The sequence below is a fragment of the Pseudomonas sp. REP124 genome (assembly GCF_020164475.1).
Taxonomy (GTDB): domain Bacteria; phylum Pseudomonadota; class Gammaproteobacteria; order Pseudomonadales; family Pseudomonadaceae; genus Aquipseudomonas.
Genome location: NZ_JAIQWX010000025.1, coordinates 14,974 through 40,736 on the forward strand (window position 1 = coordinate 14,974; position 25,763 = coordinate 40,736).

25 protein-coding genes and 1 pseudogene are annotated in these 25,763 nt (G+C 61.0%); 12 read left to right on the plus strand and 14 right to left on the minus strand.

Going from position 1 to position 25,763, the window contains the following annotated elements; all coding sequences use genetic code 11:
* Nucleotides 1–2 precede the first annotated feature (2 nt).
* From mauD to K9857_RS08870, 3 genes are all read left to right on the plus strand, one after another.
* Nucleotides 3–635, plus strand: coding sequence for a methylamine dehydrogenase accessory protein MauD (gene mauD, locus K9857_RS08860; RefSeq protein WP_224534938.1), 633 nt, complete (start codon nucleotides 3–5; stop codon nucleotides 633–635).
* Nucleotides 636–653: 18 nt separating this feature from the next.
* On the plus strand, nucleotides 654–1,175 hold the full coding sequence (locus tag K9857_RS08865) for a methylamine dehydrogenase light chain (RefSeq protein ID WP_175379780.1): 522 nt from the start codon (nucleotides 654–656) through the stop codon (nucleotides 1,173–1,175).
* A 175-nt stretch (nucleotides 1,176–1,350) separates the two neighbouring features.
* Nucleotides 1,351–1,872, plus strand: coding sequence for a cytochrome c (locus tag K9857_RS08870; RefSeq protein ID WP_224534940.1), 522 nt, complete (start codon nucleotides 1,351–1,353; stop codon nucleotides 1,870–1,872).
* Here K9857_RS08870 and mug read toward each other — a convergent pair.
* Nucleotides 1,866–2,384: a G/U mismatch-specific DNA glycosylase gene (mug, locus tag K9857_RS08875; RefSeq protein ID WP_224534942.1), complete on the minus strand. Its 519-nt coding sequence runs from the start codon at nucleotides 2,382–2,384 to the stop codon at nucleotides 1,866–1,868. The genes K9857_RS08870 and mug overlap by 7 nt on opposite strands.
* A gap of 4 nt (nucleotides 2,385–2,388) precedes the next feature.
* Nucleotides 2,389–3,015, minus strand: a complete 627-nt coding sequence (locus tag K9857_RS08880; protein ID WP_224534944.1) for a TetR/AcrR family transcriptional regulator — start codon at nucleotides 3,013–3,015, stop codon at nucleotides 2,389–2,391.
* Between the two features lie 213 nt (nucleotides 3,016–3,228).
* Here K9857_RS08880 and K9857_RS08885 point away from each other — a divergent pair, with 213 nt between their 5' ends.
* From K9857_RS08885 to K9857_RS08905, 5 genes are all read left to right on the plus strand, one after another.
* Complete coding sequence (locus tag K9857_RS08885) at nucleotides 3,229–4,347, plus strand: HlyD family secretion protein (RefSeq protein WP_224534946.1); 1,119 nt, start codon at nucleotides 3,229–3,231, stop codon at nucleotides 4,345–4,347.
* The gene (locus K9857_RS08890) at nucleotides 4,347–5,840 is read left to right on the plus strand and encodes a DHA2 family efflux MFS transporter permease subunit (RefSeq protein WP_224534948.1); all 1,494 of its coding nucleotides are present in this window, start codon (nucleotides 4,347–4,349) and stop codon (nucleotides 5,838–5,840) included. The genes K9857_RS08885 and K9857_RS08890 overlap by 1 nt, the downstream gene beginning before the upstream one ends.
* 17 nt (nucleotides 5,841–5,857) lie before the next feature.
* The gene (locus tag K9857_RS08895; protein ID WP_224534950.1) at nucleotides 5,858–7,318 is read left to right on the plus strand and encodes an efflux transporter outer membrane subunit; all 1,461 of its coding nucleotides are present in this window, start codon (nucleotides 5,858–5,860) and stop codon (nucleotides 7,316–7,318) included.
* A gap of 59 nt (nucleotides 7,319–7,377) precedes the next feature.
* Nucleotides 7,378–8,328, plus strand: a complete 951-nt coding sequence (locus K9857_RS08900) for an aldo/keto reductase (RefSeq protein ID WP_224534952.1) — start codon at nucleotides 7,378–7,380, stop codon at nucleotides 8,326–8,328.
* 108 nt (nucleotides 8,329–8,436) lie between these two features.
* A complete protein-coding gene (locus K9857_RS08905; RefSeq protein ID WP_224534955.1) occupies nucleotides 8,437–9,387 on the plus strand; it encodes a LysR family transcriptional regulator in 951 nt (316 codons plus the stop codon).
* Nucleotides 9,388–9,435: 48 nt separating this feature from the next.
* On the opposite strand, the gene K9857_RS08910 is transcribed toward K9857_RS08905, so the two are convergent.
* The 10 genes and pseudogenes from K9857_RS08910 to K9857_RS08955 all read right to left on the minus strand — a co-directional run bounded on the left by K9857_RS08910 (nucleotide 9,436) and on the right by K9857_RS08955 (nucleotide 20,977).
* Entirely contained in the window at nucleotides 9,436–9,690 is a 255-nt protein-coding gene (locus K9857_RS08910) for a DUF2790 domain-containing protein (protein ID WP_224534957.1), read from the minus strand.
* A 1,134-nt stretch (nucleotides 9,691–10,824) separates the two neighbouring features.
* Nucleotides 10,825–12,480 carry a BCCT family transporter gene (locus tag K9857_RS08915; RefSeq protein ID WP_224534959.1) on the minus strand — a complete coding sequence of 552 codons (1,656 nt, stop codon included), beginning with the start codon at nucleotides 12,478–12,480 and terminating at the stop codon, nucleotides 10,825–10,827.
* 178 nt (nucleotides 12,481–12,658) lie between these two features.
* Complete coding sequence (locus K9857_RS08920; RefSeq protein ID WP_224534961.1) at nucleotides 12,659–13,906, minus strand: MFS transporter; 1,248 nt, start codon at nucleotides 13,904–13,906, stop codon at nucleotides 12,659–12,661.
* Nucleotides 13,907–13,951: 45 nt separating this feature from the next.
* Nucleotides 13,952–14,317 carry an ethanolamine utilization protein EutQ gene (locus K9857_RS08925; RefSeq protein ID WP_224534963.1) on the minus strand — a complete coding sequence of 122 codons (366 nt, stop codon included), beginning with the start codon at nucleotides 14,315–14,317 and terminating at the stop codon, nucleotides 13,952–13,954.
* A complete protein-coding gene (locus tag K9857_RS08930; protein WP_224534966.1) occupies nucleotides 14,314–15,642 on the minus strand; it encodes an NAD(P)/FAD-dependent oxidoreductase in 1,329 nt (442 codons plus the stop codon). The genes K9857_RS08925 and K9857_RS08930 overlap by 4 nt, the downstream gene beginning before the upstream one ends.
* 10 nt (nucleotides 15,643–15,652) lie before the next feature.
* A complete protein-coding gene (locus K9857_RS08935) occupies nucleotides 15,653–16,921 on the minus strand; it encodes an FAD-dependent oxidoreductase (RefSeq protein ID WP_224535012.1) in 1,269 nt (422 codons plus the stop codon).
* Nucleotides 16,910–17,074 (minus strand): annotated as a pseudogene (locus tag K9857_RS08940) (rubredoxin); the annotation flags it as partial. The gene K9857_RS08935 and the pseudogene K9857_RS08940, both read right to left, overlap by 12 nt.
* A gap of 5 nt (nucleotides 17,075–17,079) precedes the next feature.
* Nucleotides 17,080–18,525: an aldehyde dehydrogenase family protein gene (locus K9857_RS08945; protein WP_224534968.1), complete on the minus strand. Its 1,446-nt coding sequence runs from the start codon at nucleotides 18,523–18,525 to the stop codon at nucleotides 17,080–17,082.
* Nucleotides 18,526–18,536: 11 nt separating this feature from the next.
* On the minus strand, nucleotides 18,537–19,724 hold the full coding sequence (locus tag K9857_RS08950; protein ID WP_224534969.1) for an aromatic ring-hydroxylating oxygenase subunit alpha: 1,188 nt from the start codon (nucleotides 19,722–19,724) through the stop codon (nucleotides 18,537–18,539).
* Between the two features lie 338 nt (nucleotides 19,725–20,062).
* A complete protein-coding gene (locus tag K9857_RS08955) occupies nucleotides 20,063–20,977 on the minus strand; it encodes a LysR substrate-binding domain-containing protein (protein WP_224534972.1) in 915 nt (304 codons plus the stop codon).
* Nucleotides 20,978–21,444: 467 nt separating this feature from the next.
* On the opposite strand from K9857_RS08955, the gene K9857_RS08960 reads away from it, so the two are divergent.
* The 3 genes from K9857_RS08960 to K9857_RS08970 are packed head-to-tail and all read left to right on the plus strand — an operon-like array spanning nucleotide 21,445 to nucleotide 24,534.
* The gene (locus K9857_RS08960) at nucleotides 21,445–22,944 is read left to right on the plus strand and encodes a CHASE2 domain-containing protein (protein ID WP_224534974.1); all 1,500 of its coding nucleotides are present in this window, start codon (nucleotides 21,445–21,447) and stop codon (nucleotides 22,942–22,944) included.
* An 18-nt stretch (nucleotides 22,945–22,962) separates the two neighbouring features.
* Nucleotides 22,963–23,397 (plus strand): hypothetical protein, encoded by a 435-nt coding sequence (locus K9857_RS08965; RefSeq protein WP_224534976.1) that lies wholly within the window; start codon nucleotides 22,963–22,965, stop codon nucleotides 23,395–23,397.
* A gap of 27 nt (nucleotides 23,398–23,424) precedes the next feature.
* Nucleotides 23,425–24,534, plus strand: a complete 1,110-nt coding sequence (locus K9857_RS08970) for a M48 family metalloprotease (protein WP_224534978.1) — start codon at nucleotides 23,425–23,427, stop codon at nucleotides 24,532–24,534.
* A 119-nt stretch (nucleotides 24,535–24,653) separates the two neighbouring features.
* On the opposite strand, the gene K9857_RS08975 is transcribed toward K9857_RS08970, so the two are convergent.
* Nucleotides 24,654–24,965, minus strand: a complete 312-nt coding sequence (locus K9857_RS08975) for a DMT family transporter (RefSeq protein ID WP_224534981.1) — start codon at nucleotides 24,963–24,965, stop codon at nucleotides 24,654–24,656.
* A 64-nt stretch (nucleotides 24,966–25,029) separates the two neighbouring features.
* Nucleotides 25,030–25,482 carry a carboxymuconolactone decarboxylase family protein gene (locus K9857_RS08980; RefSeq protein WP_224534983.1) on the minus strand — a complete coding sequence of 151 codons (453 nt, stop codon included), beginning with the start codon at nucleotides 25,480–25,482 and terminating at the stop codon, nucleotides 25,030–25,032.
* 33 nt (nucleotides 25,483–25,515) lie between these two features.
* On the opposite strand from K9857_RS08980, the gene K9857_RS08985 reads away from it, so the two are divergent.
* Nucleotides 25,516–25,761: a hypothetical protein gene (locus K9857_RS08985; protein WP_224534986.1), complete on the plus strand. Its 246-nt coding sequence runs from the start codon at nucleotides 25,516–25,518 to the stop codon at nucleotides 25,759–25,761.
* Nucleotides 25,762–25,763: the final 2 nt, after the last annotated feature.

Sequence of the window (25,763 nt, forward strand, 5' to 3'; positions counted from 1 at the left end):
AAATGGAAGGCTTGATAGTTTCCAACGTTCTGCTCTGGGTATTGCTGGTGGCCGTGGCGTTCGTCGTCATGGGCCTGGTTCGTCAGATCGGCGTATTGCACGGTCGCCTGGCACCGGCCGGCGCGCTGATGGTCGACAAGGGCGTGGCGGTCAACGAACCGGCTCCGCAAATCACCGCTTCGGACCGCAAGGGTCGTCCGGTGAACTTCGGCTATGCCGGCGAGAAATCGCAACTGCTGTTCTTCCTCTCGCCGACCTGCCCGATCTGCAAATCGCTGCTGCCGGCGATCAAATCCATCGCCAAGGAACAGGCAAACAGCCTGGACGTGGTGTTCGTCAGCGATGGCGACATGGACGCCCAGCAAGCGCTGATCCGTGAACACAAACTCGAAGACGCCACCTATGTGGTTGGTCCGGAAGTGGGCATGACCTACCAGATCGGCAAGCTGCCTTACGCCGCCCTGATCGACAAGGCCGGCACCCTGCGCGCCAAGGGCCTGGTGAACTCCCGCGAACACCTGGACAGCCTGTTCGAAGTGGAACACCTCAAGCACGCCACTTTGCAGCAGTACCTGAATGCTCAGCCACGCGAGCATGACCACGCCCACGACCACAGCCACGGCCATAGCCACTGATAAGGCAGGGAGACCTTCATGAAACTGCTGGATCTGTTGTTCGAGCGCTCCTCGCGCCGTGTTGCCGACACTACTTCGCGCCGCAAACTGCTGTCGCGCATGGGCTCGCTGATGGTGGCCGGTGCCGCCCTGCCCCTGCTGCTGCCGCTGGACCGTACCAGCAAGGCCCTGGCGGCCACCGATCCGAAAGCCGGTGATCCAGGTGATCCGAACAGCTGCGACTACTGGCGCTACTGCTCCATCGACGGCTTTCTGTGCAGCTGCTGCGGTGGTTCGGTGACCTCCTGCCCTCCGGGCACCGAGGCCTCGCAAGTGACCTGGATCGGCACCTGCCGCAACCCGGCCGACGGCAAGGACTACATCATTTCGTACAACGACTGCTGCGGTAAGCAGAGCTGCGCCCAGTGCGCCTGTACCCGCAACGACAGTGAAGAACCGGCCTACCGCCCGTTCAACAACAACGACGTGAACTGGTGCCTGGCCGCCAAATCGCACATCTACCACTGCACCGTTTCGATCATTCGGGGTGTGGCGGTTTAAGCGATTCACCGCCGGTTACCTCGGTAGCCGGCCTTCTTACAACTGTAGGAGCGAGCTTGCTCGCGATGGTCGTCAACGATAACGCTGGCATCCTGACGCCCCGCGGTGTTCTGGCGTCCATCGCGAGCAAGCTCGCTCCTACAGGTTCAGGGCATAACAACAAGAAGGGTTTGTCATGCGTCATCTGTTAATCCTCAGCCTGGCCTGCCTTTTCATCGCCCCGCTCGCTCACGCCCGGGCCATTCCCAACCCGAATCAAGGCCACGCACCGGGCAACGAATCTCCGCAGACGCCCATCAGCCAGGCCGGCTACAGCGTGGGCGTGAATTACCAGCTGCAATGTGCCGGTTGCCATCTGGGCGACGGCACGGGTTCGGCCGCCAACGACACGCCGCGCATGAAAGGCTTTGTCGGCAACTTCCTGAAAGTCCCCGGTGGCCGCGAATTCCTGGTGCGTGTGCCAGGCATGTCGCAGTCGGCGCTGAACAATGCGCAACTGGCGGACCTGCTCAACTGGCTGATGCGCGAAGACGGCATGGCGGGCAAGAGCGTGCCCGAGCACTACCAACCCTACACCGCCGATGAAGTCGCCGCATTGCGCGCCGAGACCATGCTCAACCTGCCGGGCACCCGAGGCGAGCTGATCAAGGACATGCGTGCCCAAGGCATCGCCATCGACGACGGCATGAATTACTGATCGCCACCGATCGTCGCCTGCCTGAGCGCGCAATAGGCGTCCACGAGCTGAGCCTGGCTGAACGCGAGATTCCGGCCGCTCGGGTTGGGCAATATCCACACCGCCGCATTGCCGAAGGTCCGGGGCTGCAGCCCCCACGCCACCTTCCGCTGCCCCGATAACGCCGAATACGCCGCCTTGCCCAGAAACGCCACGCAACGCGGCGCATAGCGGGCGATCTTCCTTTCAAAACGTACCGCCGATTCCAGAAACTCCTGATTCGACAATTGATCGGCCCGGGCCGTCGGTCGCTCGACCACGGCGGTCAGACCGCATTGATATTGCAGGATCGACCGGTCGTTTTCCGGGCGCACCTCCTCAGGCGTAAACCCGGCCAGATGCAAGGTGCGCCAGAAGCGATTGCCGCGCCCGGCAAAATGATGGCCCTGGGCGGCGGCGAGCAGGCCGGGATTAATCCCGCAGAACACCACCGCCAGCCCCTCGCTCAGAATGTCCTCGAGCCCCGGGTTCATGCCCTCACCCGCCACAGATCAGGTTGACCGCGTTGCGCGCCAGCTCGCTCAGTTCTTCACGGGGTTTGCCGGCCCGGGCGCGGATCGAAATGCTGTGCAGCAACGATGAAGCGAGAACCGCCAGAGCGCCGACATCCACATCGTCCTTCAATTCGCCGGACTCGACGGCCTTGCGCAGCCGTACTTCCAGATCGGCGTCGAGACGACTGAGCCTGTCGGACAGCACTTCGCGGATTTCCGGGTCCTCCACCGCTTCGGTGGTCGCGGTGCCGATGGCGAAGCAGCCCCGGGCCTGACCCTCGCCGGAGTAATAGATCGACAGCTGCCCTTCATAAAAGCGCGTCAGTGCCTCACGCAACGACAGCTCGTCGTCCGCCAGCGCCTGGTGCATGTCGGCGTGGGCGACTGCCCAGTACTGCTCCAGCGCCTTGAGGTACAGCGCGTGTTTATCGCCGAACGCTGCATACAGGCTCGGCCGGTTCATGCCGGCGGCGTGGGCGATGCTGTCCAGGGATGCCCCGGAATAACCGGTATTCCAGAACACACCAAGCGCTTGCTGCAGCGCTGTCTCGGGGTCGTAGGCGCGGGGCCGGCCACGGCCTTTGCCTTCGGAAGTTTTATTTTGTGCCATGTCGTACAAAATCCTTGTGGAAGGGTGAATGCAGGGATATTCTTACACCATCGCACAAAATTAAGGAACCAGAAGTTCCTTCAATTGAACGTTTGTTGAAGCGCAGCTCAAAACGGCTATAGCGGCGACGAAACGAGTGCGGCGGAGCAACCCTCCCCACCGCGCACGGGTTTGCTTTCTCACAGCAATTATTCGTTTTGAGGTGTATCGATCATGACCCAACAGTTCGACATCCCCGCTTCGCAGAACTTCGAGCAGCCGCAGCGGATCAAGAAACCGTTCAAGGAAAAACTGCGCCCCTGGCTGATGTTCGGCGTGCCGGCCCTGGCCGCCGTCATCGGCTACGGTAAATACGTCGCCGGCGAACCCTTCGTCACCACCGACAACGCTTACGCCCGGGTGGCCAAGGCTTCGATCAATGCGCGAATTTCCGGACAGGTGGTGGAAATCGCCGTCGAGGACAACCAGCAGGTGCACAAGGGCCAGGTGCTGTTTCGCATCGACCCCAAGCCCCTGCAGATCGCCATTGACCGCGCCCAAGCGCAGCTCAATGTTGCGCGGCTGCGCATCGACGGCCTGAAGGCCAGCTATCGCCAGCAACAGGCGGACCTGCAGTCGGCCAAGGAATCCGCCGACTTCGACCAAAAGGAATTCGCCCGCAAAAAGGCCCTGGTCGCGACCGAGTTCGTGTCCAAGTCCATCTATGAGCGTTCCGAAACCGACCTGAAGATTTCCCGCCAGCGCATCAACTCGATCGAACAACAGATCGCCAGCACCGTAGTCGCTCTGAATGGCAACCCGAACATCGACGCAGACAACCACCCGACGGTGCGCGAAGCCAAGGCGCAGCTCGATGAAGCGCAGCTGTATATGTCCTACGCCACCGTTTATGCACCGGCTGACGGCATCGTCGCCAAGGTCGATGACTTGCAGGTGGGCAACTACCTGAACAACGGCGCGGCAGCCTTTGCGCTGATTTCCGATCACGAGATCTGGGTCGAGGCCAACTTCCGCGAAACCCAGGTCACCCACATGCGCCCGGGCCAGGAAGCGACCATCAGCATCGACACCTACCCGGATCGCGTGTTCAAGGCCCACGTCACCAGCATGAGCCCCGGCGCCGGTTCGGACTTCTCCCTGCTGCCGCCGGAAAACGCCACCGGCAACTGGGTGAAGGTGGTTCAGCGGGTTCCGGTTCGCCTCGAACTGGATGAAATCGACCCTGCCCTGCCGCTGTTCTCGGGCACCAGCGCCACCGTGAAAGTCGACACCGGCCACCGCACGCCGTGGTGGAGCCCGCTCAAGTCGTTGCTGACCGCAGGTAACTTCTGATGAACGCCAATGCGAGTGGGAGCGCGGGCAGCCGCGCCGCCGGTTCGCTCAGGTTCGCCGTGTTGCTCACGACTTACATGCAGTCGGCGAACCTGCCGCTTCCGAACGCGGTGCTCCGGTTGATTCAGGGCAGCCTGTCGATGACCGACGATCAGGCGGGCTGGATTTTCACCGCCTACCTGGCCGCCAGCGCGATCACCATGCCGATTGCCCAGTGGCTCGCCGGCCGCTTTGGCGTGAAGCGGGTTTACCAGACTGCCTTGGTCGTCTTCGCACTGGGTACGCTGCTCACGACAGTATCCGACACGCCGCTGGAATTCATCGGCGCGCGGATCATCCAGGGTCTGGCCAGCGGTGTATTGGCGCCGCTGTCGATGGCGATCGCCCTGGAAACCCTGGCACCGGAGAAGCGCATGAAGTTCGGCGCGACCTGGACCGCCATCGTGCTGCTGGGCATCGCCACCGGTCCGAGCATCGGCGGCTGGATCGCCGAGCATTTCGACTGGCGGCCGATCTTCTACATCAGCCTGCCGCTGTCGGCGTACATCTTCATGGTGATCGCCCTGTTGCTCGCCGAGAAAAAAGCCGAGAAGGCGCCGACCTTCGACTTCACAGGCTTCGGCAGCTTCACCCTGGCGATGATCAGCCTGCAGATGCTGCTCGACCGTGGCGAACGCATGGACTGGTTCGACTCGCCGGAAATCTGGATCGAGGCAATCGCCTGTGCATTGGGCGCGTACTGGTTCTTCGTCCACGTGCTGACCCGCAAGGTGCATTTCTTCAACAAGAGCCTGCTGGGCGATCGCAACTTCGTGCTGTCGACGATCATCTTCTTCGCCATCGGTTTCGTGTTGCTGTCGACCATGGCCCTGACCTCGCCGATGCTCGACGAAATCCTCGGTTACCCGCCTGACACCACGGGCGCCCTGACCCTGCCGCGCGGTGCCGGGCTGGTCATGGCGTTTCTGTTGACCGGGCGTCTTCCCGAGCGTTTCGACCGACGGTTCTTCGTAGCGGCAGGGGTTGCCCTGGTGATCTACGCCAATTGGCTGATGCTCGCCTATTCGCCCCTGATGGACTGGCCGCCAGTGGCGATTGCCGGTGCTTTGCAAGGGATCGGCATCGGCATGTCGATGGCGTCGCTGGCCAAGGTGGCGTTCAGCACCCTGGACCCGAAACTGCGCCCGGAAGGCACCGGCCTGTTCAACCTGCTGCGTTCCTACGGCAGCACCCTGGGCGTGGCCATCGTGCAGATCTACTTCTTCAACAACACCCAGGCGATGCACCAGGCATTGGGCGCCAACATCACGCCCTACACCGCCGCATCGCATGGCGCGTCGATGTCGTTGCCGGCCCTTGAGGGGATCAACCATTTGGTGACCCACCAGGCCGCGTTCATCGCGGTGATCGACCAGTTCAAGATTTTGATGGTGGCGATGCTCGTGGTGAGCCCGCTGGTGATTTTTCTTCGCAAACCCGCAGCGACCAACTAGTTCGTGGAGTGTGCCAAATGAAATCCAGTCATTCGTTCCAGTCGCGTATCCCGGCAAAACTCAGTGCGCTGTCGGTAATTGTTTTCCTCTCGGCCTGTACTGTCGGCCCCGACTTCAAGGCCCCAGCCGACAGCGCTTCGCAGCACTTCGACCAACAGGCCGAGCACAGCCTTGGCCAAAACATCCAGTACGGCAAGCAGATCACCGGACAATGGTGGTCGGCCCTGCGCTCGCCCAAGCTCGATCAGGTCATGCGTCGGGCCATCGAAGGCAACCTGGAACTGGTGGCCGCCGACGCAACCATTCGTCAGGCCGCCGCCTCCGTGGCCGCCTCGGAAGGCGCGCTGTATCCGCAGGTCGACTTCGGCGCCACCGCCGGTCGCCAGCGGGTGCACAACGCCAAGGACCCTTCGATCTCCAACTTCTATGCCATCGGGCCTCGGGTCGGTTTCGATCTGGATGTCTTCGGTGGCATCAAGCGCGAAGTCGAAGAACAGCAGGCGTTCACCGATCTGCAAAAACGTCGCTACGACGCCGCGTATCTGACCCTGACTGCCGACGTCGCCAGTCAGGCGTTGCTGGTGGCCTCGGCCAACGAGCAGATCAAGGCCGTGGAAAAGCTGCTGGCCAACGACACGAAAAACCTCGAACTGGTGCGCGCGGCACATCTCAATGGCGCCACCACCCAGATCGATGTTTCGCTGGCCGAAACCCGTCTGGCCCAGGACCGCACTCTGTTGCCGCCGCTGGCCCAGCAGCGTGATGCCGCCACCCATGCGCTGTCGATCCTGACCGGCAAAGGCCCGGCGGACTGGATCGCGCCGCAGTTCGATCTGGCCGAGTTCACCCTGCCAGGCAATTTGCCGGTCAGCCTGCCGTCGGAGATGGCGCGCAACCGGCCGGACATCCAGCAGGCCGAGGCCCAACTGCATATCGCCAGCGCCGCCGTGGGCGTGGCGACCGCCAACCTTTATCCGAAGGTGACGCTGTCGGCCTCCCTGCTCCAGGCCGCTTCCGGCAATGGCGGCGCGGCGCTCTGGGGTTTCGCCGCCGGGATCACCGCGCCGATCTTCAACGGCGGCACGCTCAAGGCTGAGCGCCAGGCCGCGGTCGAGGGCTACAACGCGACCCTGGCCGGCTATCAGCAGACCGTGATCAGCTCGTTTGGCCAGGTCGCCGACACGCTGCAAGCCATCAACCATGACGCCGAGGAATTCCGCGCCCAGGACGACGCGTTGCACTCCGCCGAAACCAGCTTTCACCTGAACCAGCAGGCTTACGCCCAGGGCGAGAACAGCATCCTTCAGGTGCTCGAAGCGGAACGGGCTTACGAGCAGGCGTTGCTCGGACACATCCGCGCCAAGACCGCGCAGTACCTCGACACCGTGCAGCTGTACGTGGCGCTGGGCGGCAATGCCGTCGGCGTGTTCGACCAGAAGGTTGCCAGTCGCGAGACGGCTCATCCCTCGTATCAGTAATTCATTCCACAGAGGCCACCGTCGCATTGGCGATGGCGGTCGGCAAAACCGGAGTACATATGTCCTACGAACCGTTTTTTGATGAACTGCCCATCACCCGATACGCCCTGAACAACGGCTCAGGCACCTTGCCCGCCGTGGGTTTCGGCACCCTGTTCGAAGATCGCGGGATCACCACCGAGGCCGTGACCCACGCGCTGCAAAGCGGGTTTCGCCTGCTCGACTGTGCCGAGCGTTTTGGCAATGAAGCCCAGGTGGGCGAAGCTTTGAAGGCCTTCCTGGAAACCGGAAAGGCGCGGCGCGAGGAGCTGTTCATCATCGGCAAACTGTGGAACAACAATCATCATCCGCAGCGGGTATTGCCGGCCTTCGAGGCCAGCCTCGAACGGCTTCAGGTCGACTACCTCGATTGCTACCTGGTCCAGACGCCGTTTGCCTTTCGGGCCGGTGACGACCAGTACCCCATGGACGCCTTTGGCCATGTCCTCTACGACTCGGGCGTGACCCTGATTGACACCTGGCGGGCCATGGAGCGCCTAGTGGACAAAGGCCGCTGCAAGTCCATCGGCCTGTCCAACATCACCCTGCCGGCCTTGCAGGAAGTGCTCGCTGTGGCGCGGATCAAGCCCGCCGTGGTGCAGGTGGAAGCCCACCCTTATCTGCCGCAATGGGAGCTGCTGGAGTTCTGCCAGCAACACGGCATCGTGTTTCAGGCCTATGCGCCACTGGGCCATGGGCTTGAGCCGAAAATCGCGAAAAACCTGGTGCTGAATCAAATGGCCCGGCGTCTGCAGAAGACTCCGGCGCAGGTGGCGTTGGCCTGGGCGGTGCAGCGTGGTACGGCGTTCCTTACGACCTCCACGTCCCTGAGCCATATCCAGCAGAACATCGACATCTCGACCCTGCCCCACCGGGCAATGCATGAGATCCGCCAGGACATCACCACGCGGATACGCTTCAACTCGGCGGTGGACAACGGTGTTCACCTGTTGCTTTCACCCACATACTGATGCCTGTCCTAGGAGCGGCTCTTGAAACAGCCGCTCTTTTTTTGCCCTCGCGAATCATTGTTCGCGCCAAATCCTATAATCTGCGGCGTCCTTCAAGAGGTGAAAACCATGGATGTGTTCCAGACCATGCGATTTTTCGTGGCGGTGGCCCAGAGCGGCAGCTTCACGGCGGCGGCCAATATGCTGGACACCACCACGACCAACGTCTCCAAGGCCGTTTCGAGCCTGGAAACCCGGCTGCGCACGCGCCTGATCAACCGCACCACCCGACGCCTGGCCCTGACCGAAGCCGGCACGCGGTATCTGCTGCGCTGCGAAAGGATTCTGGAAGAGTTGCGTGAGGCGGAGGAAGAAGCGGGAACCGCGCAGATCACCCCCGTGGGGCGGCTGAAGATTCATTCGATGTCGGCCATCGGCAATCATTACGTGATCGATGCCATCGCCAAATACCGCGAGACTCATCCTTCGGTGCAGTTTGACCTGACACTGACCAATCGGCTGCCCGATCTGCTGGAGGAAGGTTTCGACATGTCGATCGTGCTGGCCCGTGACCTGCCGGATTCGGGGTTTGTCGCCCAGCGGCTGGGCACCACCTACAGCATTCTGTGCGCTTCGCCCAAGTATCTGGAAAAACGCGGAATGCCCAAGACGCCGGCTTCGTTGCGCGAGCACGACTGCCTGAGAATGGTGAACACGCCGATGCCGGTGGAGCATTGGGTGTTCGACGGGCCGCAAGGCGCGGAGACTATCAGCGTTCCGGTATCACCCTTTCAGATCAACACCGCCGACGCCATGACCATCGCCCTCATCCATGGCATGGGGATCGGTATTCAGCCGGTGGCGTCTGCCGTTGCGGGGTTGAAGTCCGGCGCCCTGGTGCGGGTGTTGCCGCACTATCAATTCGAAGAGTTGAACCTGTTCGCCATCTACCCTTCGCGAAAGTTCGTCGATGCAAAAATAAAAACCTGGGTGGAGTTCCTGAAGGACTACGTGCCCGGGTTGTTGGCTGCCGATGAAAAAATTGCCTGTGCGTCAAAAAAGAAGGTGTTGCTCAAGTGAGTCGCAGCGCCCGGATGGAGTGTCGACCCTCCATCTTCCGCACGCGGATCAACCGTTGGAACAGCCGTTGCCCATGACCTGGTATTGCATCACGTGGCGTTGACCGCTGGAGTCTTCGTAGGTCATTTGCGCTGACACCGGTCCGCAGATGTTGTTGGGGATGTCGGTGATGGTGATGACTTTTTTTATGTCCAGGTTTGCTCCATAGCTGTAGGTCTCGACCGGGGATTTGTTTTCTTCGGCGAAGGCTTGGGTGCCGAGGCAACCGAGGGCGAAGATGATTGCGAGTTTTGAGATGTTCATGGTGGTATCGTCTCGTTGGGTTGGGTTGTTGGAGACGATGCTAGGGGTTTGGGGGTGGGCGAAACAGATGGGTGTGGGACATTCACTGTTGTCAAAAAGCGTGGGAATGTGGGACGTTTTTGGTTGGGGTGAATATCCGTTTTTTTGGTAACGGCCGCTATTGGTTCCGCTCTTACAGCGGGTCACTTTCGAAAAGCGCCAAGTAACCAAAGCGCTCGTGCCCCTGACGTACGGTGCCTCGCTGTGGCTCGGTATGCCCTCCTTCCGGTCCTGCTCCGTGGGCCCGCCGCCATCGGCCATCCATGGCCGGCGGCGGCTAACCCGGCATCCATGCCGGGTTGCCCACTCCGCAGAACCTCCACTCGGCCTCACGAGGGGGCGAATGTCGCGTGCATCTGTAGGAGCGAGCATGCTCGCGATGGTCGTCAACGATGACGCTGGCTGTCTGATGCCCCGCGGTGTTTTCTCGTTCATCGCGAGCAAGCTCGGCTCCTACAGAAGAGCCTGTTACCTCTGTGGGAGCGAGCCTGCTCGCGATGGTCGATAACGATGACGCGGGCTGCCTGAAACCCTGCGGTGTCTGGACATTTATCGCGAGCAGGCTCGCTCCCACATTTGGTTTTTGGGTACACCCGGGAAATCAGGTCGGCTGTCAGGCTGCCATCGCTGGCAAGCCAGCTCCCACAGGTTCTGTGGAGAACACCAGATCTGTGATCCACACCAAACCACTGTAGGAGCGAACATGTTCGCGATGGTGGCCAACGATGACGCGGGCTACCTGATGCCCCGCGGCGCCCTGGCATGCATCGCGAGCAAGCTCGGCTCCTACACGGACCAACCCCGATCAGGCCGGCCGGTAGGCCGCCTCGCTTTTGAGGTGCCCCGTCGGAAGGCCGAGTGGAGGTTCTGCGCAGTGGGCAACCCGGTATGGATGCCGGGTTAGCCGCCCCCGGCCATGGATGGCCGATGGCGGCGGGCCCACGGAGCAGGACCGGAGGGAGGGAACCCTGAGCCTAAGCGAAGGGCCGTACGTCAGGGGATAAAAGCGCTTGGTTACTTGGCGCTCTTCCAAGTAACCCGCCGTAAGGGCGGAACCATAAGCAGCCGTTACCGAAGAAACGGATATGTACCCGATCAGTAAGCCCGAGCAGCAACAACCTCACGACGATCAACAACAACCTCAGGCTCAACCTCCATCGAAGGCGTCCAAGCCGGCAACGCAGGCATCTCCCGCCGCAGGCTATGCAGCAACGTATACGACATCACCAGCAACAGCATCGCAATCGGCAACCCCGCCGCAATACTCGCCATCTGAATCGCCTTCAACCCACCGGCCAGCAACAACCCCGCCGCAATCGCCCCTTCCAGAATGCACCACAACAACCTGATCCAGTTCGGCGGATTGGTGCTGCCCAGCGCGCACAAGGTGCACAACACCTGGGTCCCCGCATCCGCCGTGGTCACGAAGTGCACCCCGAGCAATACACACACCAGGATCGACAACGCCGCACCAATGGTCTGGCCATCCAGCTTCTGCAACAGCGTGAACATCGCCGCCGTAGTCTCTTTCTTGGTAGCCAGCAACACGGTGCCACCTTCGAACTTCGGCTGCTCCCCAACCATGGTCTGCGCCGCAACGGACGCCTGATACGCCTGGCGATCCTGCTGCTCGTTCTTCAACGCCGCACCACCGAACACCGACATCCACAGAATGGTCACCATGGTCGGCACCACCAGCGCACCGATCACCAATTCACGGATAGTCCGGCCCTTGGAGATACGCGCAATGAACAGCCCCACGAACGGACCCCAGGTCATCCACCACGGCCAGTAGAACGCCGTCCACCAGTTCTGCCATTCGGTGTCCTTCTGAGCATCCATCCAGAAACTCAAACCGACGATGTTCTGTACATAGTCCCCGGTCGACTCAAACATCAAGTTAAGAATGTAACGGGTCGGCCCAAGAGCAAGTACCGCAAACATCAAAATAAACGACAGATACATATTAAGCGTCGATATACGCTTCATGCCTTTGGACAAACCGGCAACCAGCGAAATACAGGCCACAACACTGACAAACAGAATAATGGACAACTGCAACGCAACACTGACCGGCACACCAAAAACATTATGCAAACCGGTATTGATTTGAACCACGCCCAAACCCAAAGACTGGGAAACACCAAAGGCGGTAATAATCACGCCCATAATGTCGACCACATGACCGATCCAGCCATAAATGCGGTCGCCAATCAGCGGATACAGCAGCGAACGCAGCGCCAGCGGCAAGCCTTTGCGATAGGCGAAGTAAGCGAGGCTCAGGCCGATCATGGAGAAGATCGCCCAAGGGTGCAGGCCCCAGTGGAACAGGGTGATGCGCATCGCCATGGTTGCCGATTCGTCGGTCAAGCCCTTGGAGAACGGGTTGTCGGCGTAATGCAGCATGGGTTCGGCCACCGACCAGAAGATCAGGCCGATGCCCATGCCGGCGCTGAACAGCATGGCGATCCAGGAAGCGAAACTGAACTCGGGCCGGTCATGTTCACCGCCCAGTTTGAGGTTGCCGAAACGGCTGACGGAGATGTACAGCAGCAGACCCAGCACACCACTGATCAGTGCCAGGTAATACCACTTGAAGTTATGCAGAATAAACGCGGAAGCCGCTTCGAACGCTTTGACTGCCTGTTGGTCTTTAAATGCACAAAATAATACGAATATGATAACTCCCACGATGGAAGCCACAGTCACAGTCGGATTAAGGCCTTTCAACATGCCGGATTGAGCACGCATTGTTTTCCCCTTTTGTTTTTGTTTAAGGGCGTAATTACTGTATGCAGGTATTTGACTGCAGTTAATTCCGGTCTAACTCGGTTTTGGCAGCATGGCCAAGATGATTGAATCCAGAGACTCCTTCAAACCATATTTCGTCACCGACTCATGAGAAAAACGCATCAATGAATCCGTTCGTTCAACGCTGATCCTTGCCCTGCGCCACGACCTCACACACCGCCACCAGGTTAGAGCTGGCAATCCCGTTGGGCGTCACCGGATGCTGCAATGGCGCGTCCTTTTGCAGGTGCTTGCCGGTGACTTTTGCCTGCCCCACAAACACCGCGAGCAGCAACGCACTTCCGGCGTAGAAGAAGTAAAAACTCGACGTCCCCAGATGCTCCATCAGCGCACCCGCAATCAGCGGCCCGAAGCAGGCACCGACGCCGAACGTGATCAGCAGCATGCCCGAGAGCGATACGCGCAATGCCGGTTCCATGTTGTCGTTGGCCAGCGCCACGCCCAATGGATACAGGCAAAACTGTAGAAAGCCCACGCCGGCGCCGAACAACAGCAAGGTGACGAACGAGGGGCTCTGGTTGAACGCCAGGGGCAGACTGATGATGATCAACAACACCGCCACCGCGCGAATCAGGCTGGCGCGGGGCAAGCGATCCGACAGCCAGCCCAGCGGCAATTGCGCCAACAACCCGGCCCCGATGGACAAGGCCATGAATTGCCCGACCTGAGCTGTCGTCAGCCCCTGCTTGCTTGCATAGATCGCGGCCAGCCCGTAGAAAGCGCCGTTGAGCATGCCCGACATCAGAATGGTCACCAGCGACTGGGGAATCCGGCGCAGGAACAGACGCAGATCGATGGACGCCGCCGGCACCGCCGTCGGGTGCATGCTGCGGGTCAGCGCCACTGGCACCGAACCCAAAGCGAACACCATCGCCACCCCGAGCAAAGCTCGAATACCCAAGCCTTCATCCAGGCTCAAAGCCAGATTGCCGAGCATCATTCCTACGTAACTGGCGACCATGTACAGCGCCAGGACACTGCCACGCTGATCAGCTTTAGCCTGATCGTTGAGCCAGCTTTCCAGCACCATCAACTGGCACATCATCGCCAGCCCTACCAACCCGCGCAGCACCAGCCAGAACGGCAGCGCAGTGCTGAATTCATGGGCCAACACCGCGGCCGCAATGATCCCGGCACAGGCCGAGTAGGTGCGGATGTGCCCCACCTGCGCGATCAGGCTGCGACCGACCCAACCGCCCACCACCATGCCCAGGGCATTGGCGGCCATCAACGCGCCGCCCGCCGTTTCCGATGCGCCCAGAACATTCAGGCGCAAGGCCAGAAAGGTCATCAGCAGCATCGATCCCAGCTGCATCATCAGGCTGGCCAGATACAGCGCGCCGAACGTCTTCGTCAGTCCAAACACGATGCCGATTCCGAAAAGAAGGAAATGTGAGACCTGGCAGTTATCTCAGGCCAACCCGTGAAGCTCTTTCCAGTTCCCCGGATGCACGACATAACCGAACAACGCATGCCCGCCATACTCAAGCTCCGTCCCTTCGGGAATCCACAACAACTGACCCGGAGTGACCTCAAACAACTCCTCCCCCACCCGCAACTCGAAGCAGCCCTCAATCACGAAAATCACCTCGTCATAAAGCACCGTCCAGGCCACTTGCGCCCCTTCCCAGCGCGCAAAACCCACGCCGATGTTCGGCGAGATTTCATTGCTCAGAGCCCGGGCCACGAAGGCGGCGCCGGGTGGGCCGCCGCGGAAAGTGAAATCCAGATCCTTGTAATCGATACGCAGAACCCGACCTTTACCCGCCGCACTCATAACTCGCTCCGGCTGTTCCACGCCGCCAGATGAATGCGCGAGCGCACGCCCAGGCCGAGGAACGGCTCCGGCGGATTGAGCGACGGCATGCCGGTCACCGCGCGGATGTCATTCAACTGCGCCGAATCGGCACCCACGGCCAGGTCCGCCAGCATCGTCCCGGAAATCGTGCCCCACGCCGCGCCCACACCGTTGTCGCAAGCAGAGGCGTGAACGCCCGGTTCCAGCTCGCCGAAGAAGTTGGTGAAGTTGCGCGAGATCGCGTAAACCCCGCCCCAGGTGTGGCTGAACGGCACGTCGGCCAGTTGCGGGAAGCGCGACTGGAAGGCTTTGCGGTGGGACTCGCGAATCCGCAGGCGCATGGCATCGCTGGTGCTGCGCCCGTACTTGGGCACGTGCTTGTAGGTGTTGCGGATGATCAGACGGCGATCCTGGGTCATGCGCACCGTGGTGCCGGCGTGATCCGCCGGGGTCAGCCCCCAGTCCAGTTGCCCGCCGTAGGTGGCCAGTTCCGCATCGGTCAGCGGACGGGTCCAGCTGGCGAAGGTCATTACCGGCAGCAGACGGTTACGCAGGTAGCCGAACTCCTGAGTGAAGATGCTGGTGCCCAGCAGCAGCTGCGGCGTGCGAATCACGCCGTTGGTGCCATGCAGAATCCAGCCGCCACGACCGTCGCGCTCCAGACGCTGGATCGGCGACTCCTGCAGCAACTCGACATTCTCCGGCAACGAGCGGGCAAGGCCGGTGACCAGCGCCGCCGGTTGCATCAGGTAGCAGCCCGGGGTGTAGATCGCGCCGCTGTAATGTTGGGTGCCCAACACACCGGCCAGCTCGGCGGTGCCGACCCGGCGAAACGGTTCGCCCAGGTCAGTCATCAGCCGCTCGAAGTGATCCAGGTAAGCCATGCCTCGAGGGCCGACCGCGCCCTGATATTTGCCGGCGTGGGACCACTGGCAATCGATGCGGTGCTCTTTCACCAGCCCCTCTAGCTGGGCGATGGCCGAGCGGTTGAGCGACAGCAGGCGCTGTTTGTGCGCAGGGTCCGGATGCTCCAGCGCAAATTTGTGCGGCAGGTCGATGACGAACCCCGAGTTGCGACCGGAAGCGCCATGGGCGACCCGCTGCGCATCCACCAACAGAATCCGCGCCTGCGGGTGATGCTGGGCCAGTCGGCGGGCGGCAGCCAGGCCGGCAAAGCCTGCGCCGATCACCGCGTAGTCGGCACGCTGATCGCCGGACAGGCGTGTGCACGCCGGTTGTTCGGGCAAGGCTGCGTACCAGCCGCAGCTCGAATCGTCGAAAGGCAAATTGATCGAATTTTTCATGTGTACGGCCTCAGGCGACAGCCTGCTGAGTGTTCTGACAGGACTGCAGCAATGTGCTGCGCTGGGTTTGCGCTTGACGCCCCAGAAGGACAAAGCCGTTGAGCCTGCCTTCGGTGTCAAAGAAGCTTGCGCTCATGCCGTCCTGAGTCGGGGTGCATCGCCATTCACCTGCGCCCGCCACGGCCGGGGCCAACAGGCACAGCGGCGCGGCCGGGGTTTTCACCGTCACCGGCATCAGCGGGTAATCCACCGCCGTCGGCTGACCGAGCAGGGTTTTGCTCAGTGCCTGGATGCCCTGGTTGATCGGCGCCAGATACGGCAGCAACTGCCCGCCGATCTCGATGCAATCGCCCAGGGCGTAGATGCCCGGTGCCGAAGTCTGCAGCTGGGCGTTCACTTGAATGCCCCGCCCGACCGCCAGACCAGCGCTCTGCGCCAGGCTCAGATCAGGACGCAGCCCGACCGCCGACAGCACCAGATCAGCCGTCAGCGTCTCACCGCCAGCAAGCTTCAGCACATAGCCCTGCCCGCTCGATTCAATGGCGTTCACGGTGTTCTGCAGGTGCCACTTCACGCCCAGATCACTCAACGCTCCTTGCAGCACCTCCCCTGCTTCGACGGGCAACAGACGCTCCATCGGCCAGCGACCGAGACCAATGACATCCACTTCGAAACCGTTGTGCGCCAGGTCGTTGGCGAACTCGCAGCCGATCAGGCCGTCACCGAGAATCGCCACCCGCCGCACGCCGGTCAGGCGCTCGCGGAAACCGTGGTAGTCCTGCAGGTTGTTGACGCTGACCATCGCCCCCGCCTCGCCCTGAATCGGCAGGCGGATCGGTTGTGCACCGCTGGCGATCACCAACTGGCCGTACTCCATGTCACCAAAGCTGGTGCGCAACACACGTGCCGAGCTGTCGATGGACTGCACGGTGCAGTGCGGATAAACGCGGATGTTCAGGCGTTTTTCGATGGCCAGCGGCGACTCGCCGGACAGCGCTTCGGCGGTCTTGCCCTGGGACAGACCGATCGACAGTGCGGGCTTGGAATACAGGTGACCGGATTCCTGGGTCAGCACGCGGATCTCGACCTTCGCGTCTGCCTTGCGCAACGCCTGGGCCAGGCCATAACCGGCATAACCGCTGCCGATGATGACGATGGGCTGACGTGGCGCGGCGGCGATAACCGGCGCGGTGACAGGTGCAATCACAGGTACTGCAACCGCTGCCGGTGGCGTGCCAACGGCAGTCACCGCTTCTTTGTACTCGCTGATATCGAGCATCTCGAAATCAGCCTTGCCTACGTGACACTCAGGGCAGATCCAGTCTTCGGGCACATCTTCCCAACGGGTCCCGGCGAGAATCCCGTCCTCGGGCCAGCCCAGCGCTTCGTCGTAAATCAGACCGCAAACGATGCAAAGCCAAGTCTTGAACATGCTGTTCACTCCCCGGCGACCCGAATCGCCACGTTCTTGGTGCGCACATAGCTGTAAAGCGCTTCCTGGCCTTTCTCGCGACCGAAGCCCGACAACCCGACCCCGCCGAACGGCGTTTCGATGCCGCCGGCGTACCATTCGTTGACGAATACCTGACCGGATTTCAGGCGGCGGGTGCAGCGCATGGCGCGGCTGATGTCTTGGGTGAACACCCCGGCCACCAGACCGAAATCGGTGCCGTTGGCGATGGCGATGGCCTCTTCTTCGGTGTCGAACGGCATGATTGCCAACACCGGTCCGAACACCTCTTCCTGGGCGATGCACATGTCTGGCGTGACGTCGCGGAACACGGTCGGACGCATGAAGTGTCCGGCGCGATCGGCGAAGGCTTCGCCCCCGGTGACCGCGACCGCGCCGTCTTCGGTGGCGCGACGGCACAGGGCTTCGATGCCCGCCAGTTGCCCGGCGCTGACCACCGGCGTGAGGTCGGCGTTGTCCTGGCCCAGGCCGACACTGAGGCCCTCGGCCATGGCGACCACGGCCGCGACCACTTCTTCGTAGATGTCGCGCTGCACCAGCAGTCGCGACATCGCCGAACAGACTTGGCCGGCATTGAAGAAGATGCCCCACTGCACGCTGGACAGCAGTTGCTCGAGATTGGCATCGGCAAAAGCGATCGCCGCCGACTTGCCACCCAGCTCCATCACGCTCGGAATCGCATGCTGCGCCGCATCACGCAGGATCGACTGGCCGGTCGGCACGGAGCCGGTGAAGACGATCTGGTCGACGCTGCGATGGCCGACCAGGTGCGAACCCACTTCGCGACCACGGCCGCAAATCAGGTTGACCGCACCGTCTGGCAGGCCGGCCTTGGCGATGGCGCGGATCAGCACGCACATGCCCAGCGGCGACAGTTCCGGCGACTTGATCACCACCGCGTTGCCGGCCGCCAGGGCCGGGGCAAGGGAACGGGCACAGATCGACACCGGGAAGTTCCACGGCACGATCTGCGCCGAGACGCCCATCGGGTCGTACAGGGTGAAGTCCATGTAGCCGTTGCCCAGCGGGATCGAGGTGCCCTCGATCTTGTCCGCCATGCCGGCGTAGTACTCGAAGTAGCGCGCCGCTTCGATGAACTCATCCTTGGCATCGCTCAGGCGCTTGCCGTTTTCCTGGCACAGCACCCAGGCGCCTTCATCGGCCACCGCACGAATTTCCTCGGCGATGCGCAGCATCCAGGTGACCCGTTGCGCGGGGCGTGCGCGGGTCAGTTCGCCGCTGTCGGCGCAGCGACGGGCTGCCTGCAAGGCGCGCTCGGCGTCGACCACGGTGGCCTGGGCGATGGTCGCCAGCGGCTCGGCGGTGCCCGGGTTGTTGACCGTGAGGCGCTGGATGCTGTCCACCCATTGCCCGTCGATGTAGTTGAGCCAGTGAGAGGCTATCGGATACATGACGACTCTCCTCAGACCGACTCGGTGGTAGCCAGCAGCTGACGCGCGGCCCACTGGTGGAAGAAATGCGTCGGGATGTCCATTTCCGGAGAGAACGCGCCACCCTTGTAGCCTGGGGAGTAACGGCCTTTCTGCATGCCTTCCACGGAGCTGATGTCTTCGGCGAACACCACTTTCCAGGATTCGAGGATCGCATCGCGGCAGGCGCTGAACTCTTCGCTGCTGGCCGCTTCGTCGCCAACGTAGAACAGGCGCAGGTGTTCGATGGTGCGGCCCGGCGACACTGGCTCTAGCTGCATGGCGAAGGCGTGGTCGGCCTGGATGCCGAGCAGAACGTTCGGGAAAAACGCCACGTATTCGGCGTTGCGCAGACGGTCCAGCGGCCAGCTCGGGAATTTCGGCAGGTGGGTACCGGCGACGTCCGACAGGTTGTAGGCGTAGCTGCCCTGACCGGAGAAGTGCTCGCCAACGATGATGTTGTAGTGGTCTTCCAGACGCGAGTAGGAGTTCAGGCTCGGGTGGACCCACGGCAGGTGGTAGGCCTCACAGTAGTTCTCGACGGCCAGTTTCCAGTTGCAGTTGATGTCCAGCACGGTGGCGTCGTGGCCAGGGCGGCGGCTCAGCAGGCTCATGCCGTCTTCACCGAGGAACTGGCTCCAGCGCGCGGTCAGCGGCGCGAGCATGTCTTCCAGCGGCTGTGCTTCGCCGGACAGGTTGATGAACACCATGTCCATCCAGATGGCGCTGCGGATAGCCTTCAAGCCGTGTTTCTCGCAGGCGAAACGCTCGTCCTTGTGCTGGTCGATGCCGCCGACGTGAGGGGTGCCGCGCAGGCCACCGTTCAGGTCATAAGTCCAGGAGTGGTAAGGGCAGCGGATCACGCCCTGCACTTCGCCCGCCTCTTCCACCAGCTTCATGCCGCGGTGGCTGCACACGTTGTGGAACACCTGCACCAGGCCTTCGCGGTTGCGCATCAGCAGCAGCGGCAGGCCCATGAAGTCCACCGGTTTCACGGAGCCGGCCTTGGTCAGGTCGCTGGCGAAACCGACGCAGGCCCAGGTCTTGCCCAGGACCTGATCACGCTCGAGTTCAAAGTAGCGTTGCTCGGTGTAGAACTCGTTGCTCAGGCCCGTCGCTTCGTGGATCGGGTTGAGGACGGTTTCGAGATTCTGGACTGGGATTTGTTGAAGGGTGGTCATTATTGTTTTCCCCTGCTGGGCACGGTATTGGAATTTTCGGCAGGCGCATTTGGCCGGTCCGTTGGCGGCAATTCTGGGAAAACGCGAGGGGTGTCGACAAACGATATTTCGGGAGGGATTAATGACTTTTGATCATGAATACAAACACGCGGAGCGACGGGAAGTGCGGGCTTTTGAGGGGGAGTTTTTAGAAGAATTGGAACTGAGTGATTAACCTGTGGTGAGGGGATTTATCCCCGTTGGACTGCGCAGCAGGCCCAGCTTTTTTGGGGCCGCTTCGCAGCCCAACGGGGATAAATCCCCTCACCACAATGAATTTTTTTCTTTGGGGAGGTGCGTTATTTGCTAACCGACGCCGGGAGCTGATTGAGCAACCAACTGCGAAAACGTTTGACGCTCTGCCGCATCCCGCCACGGGACAGCGGTTCGAGCAGGCAGAATTGCGCATCGGTGCGCAACGTCGCTTGCAGCGGTCGCACCAACGCACCGCTCTGCAGATAGTCCTCGACCAGATTCGACCAGGCCAGCGCAACGCCCTGGCCGTTCAATGCCGACTGGATCACCATCGAGTAACTGTTGATATTGATCCGACGCTTGGGTTCGAGGTTTTTCAGGCCCTGGCTTTGCAACCAGTCGGCCCAGCCCAGCCAGTCCCGCTGCGGGTCGTCGAGCACCAGCCAGGTACAGGCCGCCAAATCTTCAGGCTTGTTCAGTGCCGGATGCTTGGCCAGGTAGGCCGGGCTGCACACCGGGTAGACCTCTTCGGAAAACAGCGGCGTAACCTGCATTTCCTTGGGCGGAGTACTGCAGTAATACAGCGCCAGATCGCAATCCAGGCGCGAGAAATCCTTGACCTGATCATGGGCGATGATCCGCAGGTCGATCTCTTCGTTTTCACGCTGGAACTCGGACACCTTGGGCAGCAGCCACAACGAAGCCATCGCCGTACTGGTGGCCACCGTTACCTGCTCGGCGCCCTGCCAATGACGAATCTCGCCGGTGGCCTGGGCAACCTGCAGCAGCGAGGCGCGGACCGTCTCGTAGTACTGACTGGCGGCGGGACTCAGTTGAATGGTGCGGGTGGTGCGTTCGAACAGCACCTTGCCCAGGTAATCCTCGAGCAGGCGCACTTGCCGGCTGATGGCGCCCTGAGTGACGTTCAGTTCCTGCGCGGCCAGGGTAAAACTCAAATGACGCGCCGCGGCTTCGAACGCGACCAGACTGTTGAGAGGCGGTAGAGGGTGAATTTTCATCAGGCAAGGTCACGTCGTTATTTTGGTTTTATGGCGCGAGTTTAGCTTTTGGTGTGGGTGCTGGACAGCGGTGCTCTTGATGGCGGTGAAGCAGGTTGTTCAATCGTCGCCTGATCGATCGCTTTCGCGGGCAAGCCTCGCTCCTACAGGGTTCTGTGCTGGCCCGCAAACGCCCACTCTGTAGGAGCGAGGCTTGCCCGCGAAGACGGCATCCCGGAACCACCGTGGCAAGGATCCATTGTGTAACATCCACGAAACAGCAGGGATCAAGAGGACTATTGCGCCGATAAAGGGCGCTTGCGGGGCACTGGCCAACTGCTAGGGTCTACAGGGAGCGCAACGGTTGAACAAGCCATTCCTTGCAGTGCTGTAGGCATTGCTCGTACCGGAACGCAACAACGGCAGTCTTCTGCACCGTCCCCGGCTGGTTGTCGGGTCAGCGTTTTGTGAATGGCGGAAGTAACGTTATGACCGGCCATGCGAAGTCCGAGCACTGGCTCGCGCATTTCCTATCTGTCTGCACGCACCATTTGCCGGCGGCGTTGATGGTGGCTGCCATCGTCGGGATCTGCCATCACCGGTTTCACTTGCTCGATGCCGTCGACGGATATGCCTTTCTCGGCATCGGCAATCTCACGGCCCATGACGTTTCGCAGGATCTGGGCGACCGGCCCACGGTCGCGGTGGTTCTGATCGATCAGCAAAGCCATGAGGACTACTACCGCGAACGTAACCCCCTGGATCGCTGCGAGCTGAAAAAGGATCTGGAGGCGATTTACGATTTGCCCAAGCCTCCCAAACTGCTGGTAATAGATCTCGACCTGTCTCCCTCCATGCCTGTTGCCGGTCCGGAAAACGATGCTGCCGAGTATTGCAACGCTCAACTCAAGACATTGCTTGGGCAGCTTCGACCTACGCGAACTGTGTTGATGGCGCCCTTCGAAATGCTGGATGCGAAAGCTCAGGCGAACATCGAACAGTGGCGTGAAGACCTTGATGGATATGTGTCCTTCGCCGATCCCATCATCCGCATTCGCTACGGACTGGTTAACGCCATTGACTGCAGTGCCGACTCGCTGGCCGCCGTTGCGTTCGACAACTACCCGAACAAACCCGTCAGGTTGAAAAACTGCCTGAGCAATCAACACAAAGAACAGGTTCCACCGCTGGTCATCAGCCCGGGGCAATACTTCTCGGGTTTACGTGCCGTTGCACTCAGCGAGTTGCCTTCACGCAAGCCTCAATGCGACCCCTGTGTCCCGACCAACGCCGACTTGAACCTGCCGGTGGTCTTTCTCGGCAGCGGTTACGGCGACAGTGACACCTACCTCACGCCTGTCGGCACCATGTACGGCGTGGAAGTGCATGCGGCGGCCTTCATGTCTCTGCTGCAACCCACAAAGGGCAACGACGGGCTCGCATTCGTTCTGGACGTCGGACTCGGCCTGTTGATGGGCAGCCTGATCGATCTGTCCTGGCGGCGGTATTTTTCCCTGCGTTTCAGCTCCAGCGCCTTTGATCGTCAACGGGCTCCCTGGCGGATTCTGTTGCTAGGCGCCGGTTTGTCGATCGTGGTCCTTATGCTGACCTTCGTGTCTTTCTGGCTGCTGCGCCATTGCAGTCTCTGGCTGTCACCGATTCCGATTGCCCTGGGCATGTTGATCGAAAGCTTTTTCAGCAGCGCCGTAAGAGCCGCCGTCGAGGAAGGTTATGAGCAGCGTCAGGCGCTGATTAACCGCCTGGAAAAGGCACAGAGTGTTGGCCCGGACAGTTTTGCCCAAAAGGTCGCAGAGGAACGGGAGCAACGCCCGCATCACGCCCACGGCTTGCAGGAGCGAGCAACACGTTTTTTCTACCTGGATTTCGCGCGTCTGCTGCGTTCCGGACAGTACTGGGCGTTAGCCTTGCTGATCCTGCGTAGGCTGGCGTTTTTCCTATTGCTCGTATTCGCCCTTTTTATCCATTGACCCGCCGAGGGAAATGTCATGAAGCCGATCCGCTTTGCCATCGCGACATTGCTGCTGATGACCGCAGTGCCCGCCATGGCTCAACAATGCCAGGGGTTGCAGGACCTGAACCACAGCAGCGGCGTACTGGACAACATTCTGCAACTGATCTGGAAAGACAAGGAACAGGCCGAATGCGGTTCCCTCACGTCGGTGCTGGGCAGGGTCACAAACACCCGCAAAGTCGGCGGCCGCAAACTCGAAGAAGACCGCCCCTTCAACCCGCAGGCCGCCCAGGCCGATCTCGCCAAGGCCCAATCCGACCCCGAGGTTCGCTCCCGCCTGGACAAGGTCCGCAAGGAGGTCAGCGACCCGACCCTGCGCATGGTGTACGAAGCGGCGATCCTCGATGAAGAGGGTTTTTACAGCGCCAGGGATTTGCGCATCAACCAGATCAAGCAACAGGTCAAATGACAGGCAAGCACCTGTCGGGGATGCACCATGAACACGCGCGTGGCCCTGCACGGAGTGTTGGCGCTGGTGATACTGACCAGTGCCTGCAGCACACCGAAACTGTCCAACCCTTTCAGCAGCCAGGCAGGCTCCGAACACGTCAAGGAGTTCGACACGTTGCCGCCTCGAGCACTGGTGGTGCTCGACCGCCATTGTTCCGAACTGGTGCAGCCCTACACGCTGACGCAAAATTTCGCCTCGCTCACGGTGTTCGGTGTGCAGGAAGGCGTGAAGGAAGGTCTCAAGGCCGTCCCCGGACAGTTGAGCAAACTGTTCGGCGGAAAAGGTGCGCAACCTGCCGCCCCCGGTAGCGACAAACTCGGCGACTCGGCCAAGCGCGCGGCCAAGCAATTGAACTGGATGCCCATGAGCGCCGAAGTCATGTACGCCCAGCGCCAGCACGATGCGTCCGAGGGCGACCTGTTGTCCCGCGACGGCAAGCAGGGCCGCAAGTACTACCCCACCGCCGACAAGATGCTCAAGGACATTCTGGCCAGCGTCCACGAACCCTACGACTATCAATTCAAGCTGTTCATCGTCGCCACTGACAACCACAACGCCCTCGCCCTGCCGGGTGGTTATCTGTATCTGGACAAGGGCCTGTTGAGCTCGCCGCAGATGCAGCAAAAGGCCTGGTTCGCCCTGGCCCACGAAATCTCCCATGTGCTGCAGCGCCATGAAACCAAGGAGATGCAGAGCCTGGTGGTCGACTCCTTCAGCGCCAAATCGGAATTGCTCAAGGTGATGGAAAACGCCAAGGGCAATCCCAAGGCGGTGGTCGACCGGGTCAAGCTGGAGAAGGGACAATTCACCAAACACCATGTCGATCAGGAACTGCAGGCCGATTCCTGCGCGGTGAAAATGCTCAGCCGGGTCTATCCCGATCGTCAGCAACTGGCTGCGATGATCAATGCGTTCATCAAGGACCTGCCGGCTAATCAGGCTTCGTCCAAAAAAGCCTCCGGCAACCAGATGGAAGCCATGGCGGGCGATGTGGAAGACATCGTCAAGTCACCGGCCATGCGCCATCCGACGACCCAGGAGCGCAAGGCGAACTTGCAGGAGATTTATCAGGAGGTGACGGCTGGCGGGAAATAACCCCGCCCCTGTAGGAGCGAGCATGCTCGCGATGGTCGTCAACGATAACGCGGGGTGCCTGATACCCCGCGGTGTACTGTCGTCCATCGCGAGCAAGCTCGCTCCTACAGGGACGGGGGTCACACCAGTTTCAGGCCGATGATGCCGACGAGGATCACCGCGATGCAGAGAATGCGCAGCGGTGCGGTGGAGTCGCCGAGTACGGCCATGCCGATGATCGCGGTGCCGACTGCGCCGATGCCGGTCCAGACCGCGTAGGCGGTGCCCACCGGCAAGGTACGCAACGACAGCGACAGCAGAAACACGCTCGACAGCCCGGTGACGATTGTCAGGACGCCGGGGACCAGTCGTGTGAAACCTTCGGAGCCCTTCATGAAGAAAGCGAAGGCGATTTCCAGAACGCCGGCGATCGCCAGCAGTGCCCAGGCCATGTGCCTCTTCTCCTTTCAAAGTGTTCGCCCGCTGTCGAAGCCGGGCGAGCGAGCATAAAAGCGATCAGGCGGTGACAGCCGCCGGTTTCGAACGGAATGCCACGCCGAGTCGGTTGAAGGCGTTCATCAGGCTGATGGCATATGTCAGATCAGCCAGTTCCTTCTCGCTGAACACCGCCGCAACGGCGGCATAGTCGGCATCGCTGACGCCGGATTCAGCCACGTTGGTGACACTTTCCGCCCATGCCAGGGCCACGCGCTCACGTTGGGAGAACACATTGCCTGCGTCATGCCATACCGGCACCAGCACCAGTTTTTCTACCGAAACGCCGAGGCGCAGCAGATCACGCGAGTGCATGTCGATGCAGAACGCGCAGCCGTTGATCAGCGAAATCCGCAGATAAACCAGATCGACCAGCTCGGCGGGCAAATCGGTTTTGAGCAGGTAGCCATAGACGTTGCCGAAGGCCTTGTAACCATCGGGAGCGGCGCTGGCGTAGTCGATACGTTGAGTCATGATGAATCCTCGGATTGCTGTGTGGAGGACTGCATGCTGAGCCTGCTTGGCCTATGGTTGAAGAGCCATGTTCTGGATTGCGTACTGGGCCATGATGGACTAGTCGTTTTGTCGATTCATGGCCCTTCAAGGGAGGCCGTGAAGGCAGGTAGGATGTTTTTTTACCAGATCGCGGACCGCTTTTTTGTAGGAGCATGGCTTGCCCGCGAAGGCGATTTCACGGACGCCTTCGCGGGCAAGCCATGCTCTTACGAAATCATCGGTGATTATCCAGAGTGAAT